The organism is Escherichia sp. MR (assembly GCF_005280595.1).
Taxonomy (GTDB): Bacteria; Pseudomonadota; Gammaproteobacteria; order Enterobacterales; family Enterobacteriaceae; genus Escherichia; species Escherichia ruysiae.
The window spans coordinates 1-13,533 of record NZ_SZVK01000020.1 but is presented as its reverse complement, the minus strand read 5'-3'; the positions used below and the strand labels follow the sequence as shown (position 1 = coordinate 13,533).

Below are 13,533 nucleotides of genomic sequence, written 5' to 3'. Positions count from 1 at the left end.
AATATCTCACAGGCTTAATGGTTTCTTAATACAAAGTCTGTACAACGTTAGGGTAACTTCAGAGGCCGTCGGTAATTTATGATGAACAGCACCAATAAACTTAGTGTTATTATCCCGTTATATAATGCGGGCGATGATTTCCGCACTTGTATGGAATCTTTAATTGCGCAAACCTGGACTGCTCTGGAAATCATTATTATTAACGATGGTTCAACGGATAATTCTGTTGAAATAGCAAAGCATTACGCAGAAAACTTTCCTCACGTTCGTTTGTTGCATCAGGCGAATGCTGGCGCATCGGTGGCGCGTAATCGCGGGATCGAGGCAGCGACGGGCAAATATGTTGCTTTTGTCGATGCAGATGATGAAGTCTATCCCACCATGTACGAAACGCTGATGACAATGGCGTTAGAGGACGATCTCGATGTGGCGCAGTGCAATGCTGACTGGTGTTTTCGTGAAACGGGGGAAACCTGGCAATCCATCCCCACCGATCGCCTTCGCTCAACCGGCGTATTAACCGGCCCGGACTGGCTGCGGATGGGACTTTCTTCTCGCCGCTGGACTCACGTTGTCTGGATGGGTGTTTATCGCCGAGATGTTATTGTAAAAAATAACATTAAATTTATTGCTGGATTGCATCATCAGGATATTGTCTGGACAACAGAATTTATGTTTAACGCGCTGCGTGCGCGATATACCGAACAATCGTTATATAAATATTATCTGCATAATACGTCAGTGAGTCGGTTGAATCGACAAGGAAATAAAAATCTTAATTATCAACGGCACTATATTAAAATTACCCGCCTGCTGGAGAAATTAAATAGAAATTATGCCGACAAAATTATGATTTATCCGGAATTTCATCAACAAATAACTTACGAAGCATTGCGCGTTTGCCATGCGGTGCGCAAAGAACCGGATATTATTACCCGCCAGCGGATGATTGCCGAGATATTTACTTCCGGCATGTATAAGCGTCTGATTACTAATGTCCGCAGCGTAAAGGTGGGTTATCAGGCATTACTGTGGTCTTTCCGCTTATGGCAATGGCGCGACAAAACACGGTCGCACCATCGCATTACGCGCAGCGCCTTTAATTTGCGCTAGCGTTAAACTTCGCCGCTTCGGGCTGTTTGCCCCAGCCCTGCCACTGATGCTGGAAGTAAACGATCAGCGTGCTCTGGCTGATGCTTTCGCTTAATACTTCAAAGAAGCGATTAGCATAAACCGGTTCCAGCGGTTTCTTCGGTTTACACAGCTTCACTCCACGGAACGGATTACGCGGTGCGTCGGGCACAGTGTTCTTCGGCGGTGTAGACGTATCGACCTGCGGTTCATTCAGCAAGCTGCTGGCTTTCACCAGCGTAATGTCTGGCGGCAGGTTATAAACCATCTGTTGCAATACGCGAACTGTTGAAGGGTGAGGATGACCAATGGCGATGGTTGAACCGTTGCGACGCGCCAGGTCAATTGCGCGATTGAACTGCATACGGATGTCCGCTTCGTTCTGGGAATCATCGAGAAACACTTTCCGTTTGATGACTTTTACGCCAGTACCTTGTGCGGCGCGCATCGCCTGGGTATTACCGATAGTCACACTGTCGAGGAAATAAAGATTGTAACGCGCCAGCGCCTGCATCACTTTCTGCATACCAAAAAGGTTAGAGGTCATCTTGCTGCCCATGTGGTTGTTGATCCCCACGGCATAGGGCACGTTATTGACCGCACTGCGAATAATGCGCTCAATCTCGTCGCTGCTCATCTCCGGGCGCAGCGTATTTTTCTCCAGCGGCTGCTTACTCAACGGTGCCATCGGTAGATGAATCAATACTTCGTGACCGCTGTTATGCGCTTTGGTTGCCATCTCTCTGGCGTGTGGCGAGTCAGGTAACACGGCGACAGAGATAGCGGAGGGCATCGCCAGCACCTGGTTTTCGTTGTGCGGGCGATAACCAAAATCATCAATGACGATGGCAAGTTTGCCAGCAAATACAGGGGAGGAGAGAGCCAACAGAGCGGCAAATGCAAGAACGTTACGACGAAATGGAAACAAAACTTATCTTCCCAACCACGGCTGTGGATTGACCGCCTGACCCTGGCGGCGAATTTCGAAATAGAGTGAGGGCCGACCCTGACCGCCACTGCTGCCCACCAGTGCAATTGGCTGGCCCGCGCGAACCTGCGAACCAACGCTCACCAGTGCGCTCTGATTATAGCCATAAAGGCTCATGTCGCCTTTACCGTGCTCAACCACCACCACCAGGCCGTAGCCTTGCAGCCAGTCAGCCAGAATCACCCGACCGTCGGCAATCGCTTTAACTTCAGTACCTTCAGAGGCACCAATAACCATCCCTTTCCAGCGCAGTTCGCCCTGTAGCTGTTCGCCATAGCGGTGCAGCGTCGGCCCGCGAACAGGCCAGAATGCCTGACCACGCGGCGCACCCAGACCACCGGTTCGGGACATCAGTGATTTTTCGCTTTCAGTCGGTTTGTAGGTGGTGCCTTTGCGCGTCGCTTCTTTTTGCCTGTCGCGAACAGCCTGAGCCTCACGCGCTTCTCGTTCAGCACGCGCTTTCGCTGCCGCTTCTGCACGAGCAATGCTATTACGCAGACGAGATTCGTTGGCGCGCAGTTCACTTAGCTGCTGCTGACCTTGTTGAATGGAAGATTCCAGCCCTGCCAGCGTCTTCTTACGCTCGTTCAGCGCCTGGGTCAGCTTCGCCTGCTGGGCGCGTTGTTCGTATAACAGCGTTTGTTGCTCGCTCTGTTTCTCTTCCAGTTCGGCGCGCTGCATGGCGACTTCTGCACGTGTTTGCTTCAGTTCGGCGATGGTTTCTTGTCGCGCCTGGTTGAGATAGCCGAAATAAGCCTGTAAACGCTGACCGCGCTGGCTTTCTTCACCGCTGAGAATGAGCTGTATACCCGTATGCTCACCCTGGCGAAATGCGGCGTCCAGTTGCGCGGCGAGACTGCGTTCCTGAGCCGCTTTTTGCTGTTCCAGTTTGGCAATCGAGGCGTTCATCTCATCAATCTGTTTATTCAGTTGATTGAGCGTATTTTGCGTTTCGCGCAGTTTACGAGTGGCTTCGGAGATCGCCTCTTCCTGCTTTTTCAATTGTGCCAGCAGGCTTGAGCGTTGTTGCTGTTGTTGGCGTACCGCACGCTCTTTGGCAGCGATATCAGCCTGAATAGACTTGAGTTGGTCACGGTCATCCGCGTGGGCAGAAAAAGTGCACAACAATACGCCAGCGCAAAGAACGCTGGCGTAAATGATGGGCCTGACTGCAAACCTGCGCGGTTTCGTGGCCCGTGTCATGGTATTAATCGCCTTTCCCCTCATGGGGAGGGATTATTCCACGATGAACAGCGGCTTACCAGTCATCTCTTGCGGGATTTCCATACCCATTAAAGAGAGCATGGTCGGCGCGATGTCAGAAAGTTTGCCGCCTTCAACCGCTTTCACGTTCTTATCGCCAACATAAATCAGCGGAACTGGCAGGTTGGTATGCGCCGTGTGAGCCTGACCCGTAGCCGGATCGCGCATCTGTTCAGCGTTACCGTGGTCAGCGGTGATCAGCAGTTGTCCACCCACAGACTCAACAGCTTTGGTCACTTCTGCCACGCAGTGATCCAGTGCTTCAACTGCTTTAACTGCTGCTTCCATCACCCCGGTGTGACCTACCATGTCTCCGTTCGGATAGTTACAGATAATGGTGTCGTATTTGCCGCTCTTGATGGCAGCAACCAGTTTTTCGGTCAGCTCTGCGGAGCTCATTTCCGGCTGCAGATCGTAGGTAGCCACTTTCGGCGAGTTGATCAGAATGCGATCTTCGCCTTTGAACGACTCTTCTACGCCACCGTTGAAGAAGAAAGTGACGTGGGCATATTTTTCGGTTTCGGAAATACGCAGCTGAGTTTTATCGTTTTTCGCCATCCACTCGCCGAAGGTGTTAACCAGAGAGGCTGGTGGGTAAGCAACGGCAGTTTTGATGTCAGCGGCGTATTCGGTCAGCATCACGAAATCGATGTTAACCACTTTCTTACGCGCGAAGCCGTCGAAATCAGCGTTCACGAATGCACGAGTGATTTCACGTGCGCGGTCAGCGCGGAAGTTCATGAAAATCAGCGCATCGCCGTCTTCCATCGCTGCATCTGGCTGGCCTTCAGCACGGATAACGGTCGCTTTCACAAACTCGTCGTTTTCGTCGCGAGCATAAGCGGCCTGCAAACCAGCAACGGCGGTATCAGCCTGGAACTCACCTTGCGCCAGAGTCAGCAGGTCATAAGCTTTTTCAACGCGATCCCAACGGTTATCGCGATCCATCGCGTAGTAACGACCAATGATGGACGCTACGCGGCCTTTGCCCAGTGCGGCAAATTTCTCTTCGAATTTTTTCAGCGAGGATTCAGCACTGCGCGGCGGAGTGTCGCGACCGTCAAGGAATGCATGCAGGTAGATTTTTTCTGCGCCGCGTTCAGCTGCCAGTTCTACCATCGCCATGATGTGATCTTCGTGGCTGTGTACGCCGCCTGCGGACAGCAGACCCATAATGTGAACTGCTTTGCCTGCGTTTTTCGCTTTATCTACCGCGCCAGTCAGTACCGGGTTAGCGAAGAAAGCGCGATCTTTGATTTCAACGTCCAGACGAGTCAGGTCCTGATACACGATGCGGCCGGCACCCAGGTTAACGTGGCCTACTTCGGAGTTACCCATCTGACGGTCAGGCAGACCGACTTCCAGACCGGAAGCGTCGATCAGGGTATGCGGACGATTGGCCCACAGTGCATCCATTACCGGGGTTTTAGCACTAAAAATGGCGTTATCCTGTTGTTCTTCACGATAGCCATAGCCATCCAGAATCACCAGTACCATAGGTTTTTTAGAAACCGACATTGCGACAACCTCATACTCAAGAGTCAAAATTTGCGTAATTTTACTACAGCTGAATCGATAAAATAGCCTCTGAAGATCAAAATATACGACCGCTCGCGGCAAGCCGATGCCAGATTTGCGATTTTTTTTCGTAGCGTGCCGCAAAATTGCATTCCGGTGCACGCGCTGGCTGTATTTGCCGCAACGCGCAGGTATACTCCTTCCCTGGTTTTTAATCACTACGTCGGGAGTTATTACCCCCCATGCAAGAAATTATGCAATTTGTTGGCCGTCATCCCATACTGAGTATCGCCTGGATCGCGTTACTGGTGGCGGTTCTTGTTACTACGTTTAAGAGCCTGACCTCAAAAGTGAAGGTAATTACTCGTGGTGAAGCTACGCGTCTGATCAACAAAGAAGACGCAGTGGTTGTGGATTTACGCCAGCGTGATGACTTCCGTAAAGGCCATATCGCAGGTTCTATCAATTTGTTGCCGAGCGAAATCAAAGCCAACAATGTTGGTGAACTTGAGAAGCACAAAGACAAACCGGTTATCGTGGTAGACGGTTCTGGTATGCAGTGCCAGGAGCCTGCAAACGCGCTGACGAAAGCGGGTTTTGCGCAAGTATTCGTGCTGAAAGAAGGCGTCGCTGGCTGGGCTGGCGAAAACTTGCCTCTGGTGCGCGGCAAATAATTTACCTGCCATCTTTCATGCCGCAGGCAGTTAGCTGCAATTAGACCCCCAGCGACTTATTGATATAAGCTTCTGGGGACACTCCATTTTGCAGCCGCCCTGCAATATGAAATTTCAGGGTAAAAAAACAGGAGCTAAGTTATGGCCAATGTTGAAATCTATACCAAAGAAACCTGCCCGTATTGCCATCGTGCAAAAGCACTGCTGAGCAGCAAGGGCGTAAGTTTCCAGGAGCTACCGATTGATGGCAACGCCGCTAAGCGTGAAGAGATGATCAAACGCAGTGGTCGCACCACGGTTCCGCAAATTTTTATTGACGCACAGCACATTGGCGGCTGTGACGACTTGTATGCATTGGATGCACGTGGTGGACTGGATCCCCTGCTGAAATAACGTATTAACGTTGGCATTACACTGCGCAGTATTTAAGGACAACACTTAAGGGTTTTCTACACATGTCAGAACAAAACAACACCGAAATGACCTTCCAGATCCAGCGTATTTATACCAAGGATATTTCTTTCGAAGCGCCGAACGCGCCGCACGTTTTCCAGAAAGATTGGCAGCCAGAAGTTAAACTTGATCTGGATACGGCATCTTCTCAACTGGCAGATGACGTTTACGAAGTGGTACTGCGTGTTACCGTAACGGCATCCCTGGGCGAAGAAACCGCGTTCCTGTGCGAAGTTCAGCAGGGCGGTATTTTCTCCATCGCGGGTATCGAAGGCACCCAGATGGCACATTGCCTGGGCGCATACTGCCCGAACATTCTGTTCCCGTATGCTCGTGAGTGCATCACCAGCATGGTATCTCGCGGTACGTTCCCGCAACTGAACCTTGCGCCGGTTAACTTCGATGCGCTGTTCATGAACTATTTACAGCAGCAGGCTGGCGAAGGTACTGAAGAACATCAGGATGCCTGATGAACCAACGTAATGCTTCAATGACTGTGATCGGTGCCGGCTCGTACGGCACCGCTCTTGCCATTACCCTGGCAAGAAATGGCCACGAGGTTGTCCTCTGGGGCCATGACCCTGAACATATCGCGACGCTTGAACGTGGCCGCTGTAACGCCGCGTTTCTCCCCGATGTGCCTTTTCCCGATACGCTTCACCTTGAAAGCGATCTCGCCACCGCACTGGCAGCCAGCCGTAATATTCTCGTCGTCGTACCCAGCCATGTCTTTGGTGAAGTGCTGCGCCAGATTAAACCGCTGATGCGTCCTGATGCGCGCCTGGTGTGGGCGACAAAAGGACTGGAAGCGGAAACCGGACGTCTGTTACAGGACGTAGCGCGCGAGGCGTTAGGCGATCAAATTCCACTGGCGGTTATCTCTGGCCCAACTTTTGCGAAAGAACTGGCGGCAGGTTTACCGACGGCCATTTCGCTGGCTTCTACCGATCAAACCTTTGCTGATGACCTCCAGCAACTGTTGCACTGTGGCAAAAGTTTCCGTGTTTACAGCAACCCGGATTTCATTGGTGTCCAGCTTGGCGGCGCGGTGAAAAACGTCATTGCGATTGGTGCCGGCATGTCCGACGGTATCGGCTTCGGGGCGAATGCGCGAACGGCGCTGATCACCCGTGGTCTGGCTGAAATGTCGCGTCTGGGCACGGCGCTGGGCGCCGATCCTGCCACCTTTATGGGCATGGCAGGTCTGGGCGATCTGGTGCTTACCTGTACCGACAACCAGTCGCGGAACCGCCGTTTTGGCATGATGCTCGGTCAGGGCATGGATGTACAAAGCGCGCAAGAGAAGATTGGTCAGGTGGTGGAAGGCTACCGCAATACGAAAGAAGTCCGCGAACTGGCGCACCGCTTCGGCGTTGAAATGCCAATAACCGAGGAAATTTATCAAGTATTATATTGCGGAAAAAACGCGCGCGAGGCAGCATTGACTTTATTAGGTCGTGCACGCAAGGACGAGCGAAGCAGCCACTAAACCCAGGGAACCTTTGTTACCGCTATGACCCGGCTCGCGCAGAACGAGCCGGTCATTATCTCATCGTGTGGAGTAAGCAATGTCGTGTGAAGAACTGGAAATTGTCTGGAACAATATTAAAGCGGAAGCCAGAACGCTGGCGGACTGTGAGCCAATGCTGGCCAGTTTTTACCACGCAACGCTACTCAAGCACGAGAATCTTGGCAGTGCACTGAGCTATATGCTGGCGAACAAGCTGTCATCGCCGATTATGCCTGCTATTGCTATTCGTGAAGTCGTTGAAGAAGCCTACGCCGCCGACCCTGAAATGATCGCTTCTGCGGCCTGCGATATTCAGGCGGTGCGCACCCGCGACCCGGCAGTTGATAAATACTCAACCCCCTTGTTATACCTGAAAGGTTTTCATGCCTTGCAGGCGTATCGCATCGGTCACTGGCTGTGGAATCAGGGGCGTCGCGCACTGGCTATTTTCCTGCAAAATCAGGTGTCTGTGACTTTTCAGGTGGATATTCACCCGGCGGCAAAAATTGGTCGCGGTATCATGCTCGACCACGCGACAGGCATCGTCGTTGGTGAAACAGCGGTGATTGAAAACGATGTGTCGATTCTGCAATCCGTCACCCTTGGCGGTACGGGCAAAACCAGCGGCGACCGTCACCCAAAAATTCGTGAAGGCGTGATGATTGGCGCGGGCGCGAAAATTCTCGGCAATATTGAAGTCGGGCGTGGCGCGAAGATTGGCGCGGGTTCTGTCGTGCTGCAACCAGTGCCGCCGCATACTACCGCTGCTGGCGTTCCGGCGCGTATCGTCGGTAAACCAGACAGCGATAAACCGTCAATGGATATGGATCAGCATTTTAACGGCATTCACCATACGTTTGAGTATGGGGATGGGATCTGACGTCCTGTGCTCGTGCCGGATGCGATGCTAACCGCATCTTATCCGGCCTGGCGTAACTAATCTCTCAACACCGCTCCCGGATATCCCAACTGCCGCCAGGCTTCATACACCACGACCGACACCGCATTGGACAGGTTCATGCTGCGGCTGTCCGGCACCATTGGAATACGAATTTTTTGTTCAGCGGGCAGAGCATCAAGAATGCTCGCTGGCAGGCCGCGTGTTTCCGGGCCGAACATCAGATAGTCGCCATCCTGATAGCTTACGGCGCTATGGGCGGGAGTGCCTTTAGTGGTGAGGGCAAACAGACGCTGGGGATTTTCTGCTCTAAGGAACGCGCTATAGTCATGATGACGCGTAACGGCAGTAAACTCGTGATAGTCCAGCCCCGCGCGGCGCAGGCGCTTATCGTCCCAGGCAAATCCCATCGGTTCGATGATATGCAGACGAAAGCCGGTATTAGCGCAAAGACGGATGATGTTGCCAGTGTTTGGCGGAATTTCTGGTTCGTAAAGTACGATGTTTAGCATACTGCCCCCTTAGTGCGGGGGCAGGATAGCAGAAAATCGGGGATTAGTGCGGCCTTTTCCCCTCACCCCGGCCCTCTCTCCGGAGGGGCGAGGGAGAAAAAAGAGTGCGGTGTCGTTTCAGAGTGAGGGAGACAATGTAGTGTCGGGCAGGTAAGGTCTTTTCTCCTCACCTTAAAGAAGCCAGGAGGAAAATAGGGCGAGGAATTGTTTTCAGCCTGAGGGAGTACAGACAGCGCCGATCGGTTCCCTCTCCCTGAGGGAGAGGGTTAGGGTGAGGGGGCGCAAACGACTATGCTGCATTCCCTTTCGCCATCGGAGCCAGCGCCGCAGGCAACTCTTTACCCAGCCCCTGAACCAGCGAATCATCCGTAATCTCACTGATGGATTTCGCGCCAGTCAGCGTCATCGCCACTTTCATCTCTTTCTCGATCAGATTCAGCAAGTTCGCCACGCCCGCCTGACCCGCTGTTGCCAGCGCATACAGGAACGCACGACCCAGCAGTACGGTATCGGCACCGAGCGCGATCATACGCACGACATCAAGTCCGTTACGAATCCCGCTATCTGCCAGAATGGCGATATCACCTTTCACCGCATCCGCGATAGCAGGCAGCGCACGAGCGGAAGAGAGTACACCGTCCAGCTGGCGGCCACCGTGGTTAGAAACCACAATCCCATCAGCACCAAAACGTACTGCATCACGCGCATCTTCCGGGTCGAGGATCCCTTTGATCACCATCGGGCCATCCCAGAAATCGCGGATCCACTCAAGGTCTTTCCATGAGATGGACGGATCGAAGTTATTCCCCAGCCAGCCGATGTAATCTTCCAGTCCGGTCGGTTTGCCGAGGTAAGCCGAAATATTACCTAAATCATGTGGACGACCGTTCAGGCCGACATCCCACGCCCATTGCGGATGCGTCACCGCCTGCAAGTAGCGGCGCATTGCGGCATTCGGGCCGCTCATACCGGAGTGTGCGTCACGATAACGTGCGCCTGGCGTCGGCATATCCACGGTGAAAACCAGTGTCGAACAGCCCGCCGCTTTTGCCCGTTCCAGTGCGTTACGCATAAAGCCGCGATCGCGCAGCACATAAAGCTGGAACCACATCGGACGTTTGATAGCTGGAGCGACTTCTTCAATCGGGCAAACTGAAACCGTTGAGAGAGTAAACGGAATGCCGTGAGCATCAGCCGCTTTGGCAGCCTGAACTTCGCCGCGACGCGCATACATGCCGCACAAACCCACCGGAGCCAGCGCCACTGGCATCGACAATTTCTCATTAAACAGCGTCGTTTCCAGGCTTAAGTCGGACATGTTTTTCAGAATACGCTGGCGCAGCGCCACTTCTGACAAATCCTCCACGTTGCGGCGCAGCGTGTATTCAGAATATGCACCACCATCCATATAGTGGAACAGGAACGGCGGCAAAATGCGTTGCGCTGCGGCGCGATAATCGCTGGCTGCGGAAATAATCATGCGTTTTTCTCCCTCGAATGCTCATTATGCTCACCGGGCAGGCGGGTAATGCGTGCACGGCGAGCCTGATCTTCATCGAATCGTTTCATGGTGGTGTGGACAAAGCTGAGGTGCGACATCATTGCTTTACGCGCACCGTCGGCATCACCGGCAAAAATGGCGTTAATGACCGCCTGATGCTGTTCAGTCAGTTGCGAAAAAACGGGCGGCACCAGATACATCCGCTGACGACTTTGCATCACTGAAGATTGCAGGACATCAAAGAAACCGCGCATGGTTTGCAGCAGCACGATGTTATGTGAGGCTTCGGCAATTGCCAGATGAAAACGAACGTCCGCTTGCGAGGCGAGATCCGGGTCTTCACTCAGCGTCGCTTCAAAGCAGAGCTGTATCTTTTCTTTATCGGCTTGTGTGGCACGCATTGCTGCGTGCCAGGCGGTGCTGGCCTCAATGGCGTAGCGGGCTTCCAGAATATCGAAGCTGTAATCCGGATCATCAGCCATCAGCGTTTTCAGCGGCTGGACGATGTTTTGCTCCGACCACGCGTCATGGCGCCAGCGAATAAACGTCCCGCCACCGCGACGACTAAGCAGCACACCTTCACTGACCAGTTTTGCCAGCGCCTCGCGCAGGGAATTGCGCGACACGCCGAGCTGCATCGCCAGTTGGCGTTCAGCGGGCAACTTCATGCCCGGTTCCAGATTTTGTTCATCAATCAGCGCCCGCACACGGGAAGCTACCTCGTCTGACAGGCGTCTGGGTATAACCATCATTACGGAATCATCCACGTTAAGACGTAGGCCTGAAGCGTGGTCATCACGCCCACCATACAGGTGAATATCAGGCTGTGTTTGACAGTAAAGCGGAACAGATCTGACTCTTTGCCCACGAGTCCTACCGCCGCACAGGCAATGGCGATGGACTGCGGGGAGATCATCTTGCCGGTGACGCCGCCGGTGGTGTTGGCAGCAACCAGCAACAGATCAGAGACGCCAATTTGTTGTGCTGCGGTGGCTTGCAGCGCGGCAAACAGGGCGTTAGATGACGTATCCGACCCGGTCAGGAATACCCCCAGCCAGCCGAGGAACGGCGAGAAGAAGGTGAATGCATGACCGGTATGCGCCAGTGCCAGCGCCAGCGTTGACGACAGCCCGGAATAGTTTGAGATAAAGGCGAACGCCAGCACCATGCCGATGGAGTAGATGGGGAGCGCCAGTTCTTTCAGTGTGCTGCCGAAGGTGCTGATGGCGTCAGAGGGTTTCATCTTCAGCCAGACGATAGAGAGCAGCGCAGCAAACAGAATGGCAGTACCGGTGGCAGAGAACCAGTCAAACTTAAATACGGCGGCGTAGGCAGTGGCTTCGCTGACCACCGGCGGCATACGGGCAACCAGCTTGTCGAGATACGGCACCGGAATGTTAATCACCCACTCATACAGCGCGCCGCCCGAAGCGAACAGGGCTTTAAACGGCGGAATACTCCACAGCGTTACGGTGGCGGTCAGGAACAGGAACGGTGTCCAGGCGCGTAACACCTGACCTGCGGTGTAACCGGTGTGAGCCAGCGTCATATCAACCTGGGATGCACCCAGATCGCCGAAGCGGAAGACGCGCACCGGCTGCCAACGTTTGAGGAACAGCGTCAGGCAGAGCAGCGATACCAGCGAAGAGATAATGTCCGGCAGTTCCGGCCCAATAAAGTTAGAGCTAAGGTACTGAGCGATGGCAAACGAGCCGCCCGCGACTACAACCGCAGGCCAGGTTTCTTTGATACCGCGCCAGCCATCCATAATCGCCATGATCCAGAACAGGACGATAATGGTCATAAACGGTAGCTGACGTCCCACCATCTGGCCAATCTCAAAGCTGTCGATGCCTGTTACCTGTCCGGCAACCAGAATCGGAATACCCATCGCGCCAAATGCCACCGGCGCGGTGTTAACAATCAGGCACAGCCCGGCGGCGTACAGCGGTTTAAAGCCCAGCCCGACCAGCAATGCGGCGGTAATTGCTACCGGTGCGCCAAAGCCTGCGGCACCTTCGAGAAATGCGCCGAAACAGAAACCGACGATCAGCATTTGCAGGCGCTGGTCAGGGGTTATTGAAAGAATAGATGAGCGGATGATGTCAAACTGTCCGGTTTTCACCGAGATCTTATAGACGAACACCGCCGCAATAATGATCCACGCGATGGGCCACAAACCGTAGAAGAAGCCATAAACCACTGAGGCCAGCGCATTGGCGACCGGCATTTTGTAGAACAATAGCGCGACGGTCAGAGCGATAACGACTGTCCATGTGGCGGCGACATAGCCTTTTAGTTTGAGCTTAATAAGCGCAAAGAAAAAAAACAGGATGGGAAGCGATGCTATCAGGCTGGAAAGCCAGATATTCCCGGCGGGATCATAGTTTTGTTGCCAGAGATTCATTGCAGGTCTCCTGGAGGCCACGCACATCGTGTAATGAGTCTGTTGCTCATCTCCTTGTTACACGTTGTGTAAAAGTGGCACTGCCAATTTTGTTGTGTAGGGATAATGACAATGAATGGTTAACTAAATGTTATGCATTGGCAACGTTAATGTGAGTTTTAATTGGGGAACTGTGAACCAGAGGTCAGATAAGCGAAGAATTGGTAGGGCCAATTATTGTGGGGGAGAAAAATTTGCTGCGGAGCTGGCTTGTGCCCCTCACCCTAACCCTCTCCCCGGAGGGGCGAGGGGACTGATTGTGCTCGGTGTTAGATGGAGCGCGTCCTTCAGCAATGCAAGAAAACCATTATGCACGGTATCAGATGCAGCACGTTTTTCCCCCTCGCCCCTTTGGGGAGTGGGTCGGGGTGAGGGGGCAGCGGGCACGAGACCCCACACCAGCCCGGAGATGCAAGAAAACCATTATGCACGGTATCAGATGCAACACGTTTTTCCCCCTCGCCCCTTTGGGGAGAGGGTCGGGGTGAGAGGGGCAGCGCGCACGAGACCCCACATCAGCCCGGCAATGCAAGAAAACCATTATGCACGGTATCAGATGCAGCACGTTTTTCCCCCTCGCCCCTTTGGGGAGAGGGTCGGGGTGAGAGGGGCAGCGCGCACGATGCCCCACATCAGCCC

At 53.4% G+C, this 13,533-nt stretch carries 13 protein-coding genes; 6 read left to right on the top strand and 7 right to left on the bottom strand.

All coding sequences use genetic code 11. The features are described from left to right. Positions 1–78 precede the first annotated feature (78 nt). Positions 79–1,113, top strand: coding sequence for a UDP-glucuronate:LPS(HepIII) glycosyltransferase (gene waaH / locus FC814_RS11025; RefSeq protein WP_000982070.1), 1,035 nt, complete (start codon positions 79–81; stop codon positions 1,111–1,113). On the opposite strand, the gene FC814_RS11020 is transcribed toward waaH, so the two are convergent. From FC814_RS11020 to gpmM, 3 genes are read right to left on the bottom strand one after another with little or no spacing between them, the layout of a single operon-like run. Then, a complete protein-coding gene (locus tag FC814_RS11020; RefSeq protein WP_000483819.1) occupies positions 1,100–2,059 on the bottom strand; it encodes a divergent polysaccharide deacetylase family protein in 960 nt (319 codons plus the stop codon). The genes waaH and FC814_RS11020 overlap by 14 nt on opposite strands. 3 nt (positions 2,060–2,062) lie before the next feature. Beyond that, the gene (envC, locus tag FC814_RS11015) at positions 2,063–3,322 is read right to left on the bottom strand and encodes a murein hydrolase activator EnvC (protein ID WP_016159958.1); all 1,260 of its coding nucleotides are present in this window, start codon (positions 3,320–3,322) and stop codon (positions 2,063–2,065) included. A 33-nt stretch (positions 3,323–3,355) separates the two neighbouring features. Then, positions 3,356–4,900 carry a 2,3-bisphosphoglycerate-independent phosphoglycerate mutase gene (gene gpmM, locus FC814_RS11010; RefSeq protein WP_010344487.1) on the bottom strand — a complete coding sequence of 515 codons (1,545 nt, stop codon included), beginning with the start codon at positions 4,898–4,900 and terminating at the stop codon, positions 3,356–3,358. A 242-nt stretch (positions 4,901–5,142) separates the two neighbouring features. Here gpmM and FC814_RS11005 point away from each other — a divergent pair, with 242 nt between their 5' ends. From FC814_RS11005 to cysE, 5 genes are all read left to right on the top strand, one after another. Continuing rightward, positions 5,143–5,574, top strand: a complete 432-nt coding sequence (locus FC814_RS11005) for a rhodanese-like domain-containing protein (protein ID WP_001156181.1) — start codon at positions 5,143–5,145, stop codon at positions 5,572–5,574. Positions 5,575–5,715: 141 nt separating this feature from the next. Continuing rightward, positions 5,716–5,967 carry a glutaredoxin 3 gene (grxC, locus tag FC814_RS11000; protein ID WP_000024392.1) on the top strand — a complete coding sequence of 84 codons (252 nt, stop codon included), beginning with the start codon at positions 5,716–5,718 and terminating at the stop codon, positions 5,965–5,967. 62 nt (positions 5,968–6,029) lie between these two features. After that, positions 6,030–6,497 carry a protein-export chaperone SecB gene (secB, locus tag FC814_RS10995; protein ID WP_000003377.1) on the top strand — a complete coding sequence of 156 codons (468 nt, stop codon included), beginning with the start codon at positions 6,030–6,032 and terminating at the stop codon, positions 6,495–6,497. Continuing rightward, positions 6,497–7,516: an NAD(P)H-dependent glycerol-3-phosphate dehydrogenase gene (gene gpsA / locus FC814_RS10990; protein WP_137325936.1), complete on the top strand. Its 1,020-nt coding sequence runs from the start codon at positions 6,497–6,499 to the stop codon at positions 7,514–7,516. Before secB ends, gpsA begins: the two co-directional genes overlap by 1 nt. 79 nt (positions 7,517–7,595) lie before the next feature. Beyond that, positions 7,596–8,417, top strand: coding sequence for a serine O-acetyltransferase (gene cysE, locus FC814_RS10985; RefSeq protein ID WP_001277564.1), 822 nt, complete (start codon positions 7,596–7,598; stop codon positions 8,415–8,417). Positions 8,418–8,473: 56 nt separating this feature from the next. Here the strand turns inward: cysE and trmL are convergent, their stop codons facing one another. The 4 genes from trmL to lldP all read right to left on the bottom strand — a co-directional run bounded on the left by trmL (position 8,474) and on the right by lldP (position 12,855). Continuing rightward, positions 8,474–8,947, bottom strand: coding sequence for a tRNA (uridine(34)/cytosine(34)/5-carboxymethylaminomethyluridine(34)-2'-O)-methyltransferase TrmL (gene trmL / locus FC814_RS10980; RefSeq protein ID WP_000932359.1), 474 nt, complete (start codon positions 8,945–8,947; stop codon positions 8,474–8,476). A 289-nt stretch (positions 8,948–9,236) separates the two neighbouring features. After that, the gene (lldD, locus tag FC814_RS10975; RefSeq protein ID WP_137325935.1) at positions 9,237–10,427 is read right to left on the bottom strand and encodes a quinone-dependent L-lactate dehydrogenase; all 1,191 of its coding nucleotides are present in this window, start codon (positions 10,425–10,427) and stop codon (positions 9,237–9,239) included. Continuing rightward, positions 10,424–11,200, bottom strand: coding sequence for a transcriptional regulator LldR (gene lldR, locus FC814_RS10970; RefSeq protein ID WP_032226810.1), 777 nt, complete (start codon positions 11,198–11,200; stop codon positions 10,424–10,426). Before lldR ends, lldD begins: the two co-directional genes overlap by 4 nt. Next, on the bottom strand, positions 11,200–12,855 hold the full coding sequence (gene lldP / locus FC814_RS10965) for an L-lactate permease (RefSeq protein ID WP_001055314.1): 1,656 nt from the start codon (positions 12,853–12,855) through the stop codon (positions 11,200–11,202). The genes lldR and lldP overlap by 1 nt, the downstream gene beginning before the upstream one ends. Positions 12,856–13,533: the final 678 nt, after the last annotated feature.

Bases quoted from the DNA above. Each gene is read 5' to 3' on its own strand.
- lldP (WP_001055314.1), bottom strand. From the start codon at position 12,855: ATGAATCTCTGGCAACAAAACTATGATCCCGCCGGGAATATCTGGCTT.
- gpsA (WP_137325936.1), top strand. From the start codon at position 6,497: ATGAACCAACGTAATGCTTCAATGACTGTGATCGGTGCCGGCTCGTAC.
- FC814_RS11005 (WP_001156181.1), top strand. From the start codon at position 5,143: ATGCAAGAAATTATGCAATTTGTTGGCCGTCATCCCATACTGAGTATC.
- lldR (WP_032226810.1), bottom strand. From the start codon at position 11,200: ATGATGGTTATACCCAGACGCCTGTCAGACGAGGTAGCTTCCCGTGTG.
- waaH (WP_000982070.1), top strand. From the start codon at position 79: ATGATGAACAGCACCAATAAACTTAGTGTTATTATCCCGTTATATAAT.
- envC (WP_016159958.1), bottom strand. From the start codon at position 3,322: ATGACACGGGCCACGAAACCGCGCAGGTTTGCAGTCAGGCCCATCATT.
- cysE (WP_001277564.1), top strand. From the start codon at position 7,596: ATGTCGTGTGAAGAACTGGAAATTGTCTGGAACAATATTAAAGCGGAA.
- grxC (WP_000024392.1), top strand. From the start codon at position 5,716: ATGGCCAATGTTGAAATCTATACCAAAGAAACCTGCCCGTATTGCCAT.
- trmL (WP_000932359.1), bottom strand. From the start codon at position 8,947: ATGCTAAACATCGTACTTTACGAACCAGAAATTCCGCCAAACACTGGC.
- lldD (WP_137325935.1), bottom strand. From the start codon at position 10,427: ATGATTATTTCCGCAGCCAGCGATTATCGCGCCGCAGCGCAACGCATT.
- secB (WP_000003377.1), top strand. From the start codon at position 6,030: ATGTCAGAACAAAACAACACCGAAATGACCTTCCAGATCCAGCGTATT.
- gpmM (WP_010344487.1), bottom strand. From the start codon at position 4,900: ATGTCGGTTTCTAAAAAACCTATGGTACTGGTGATTCTGGATGGCTAT.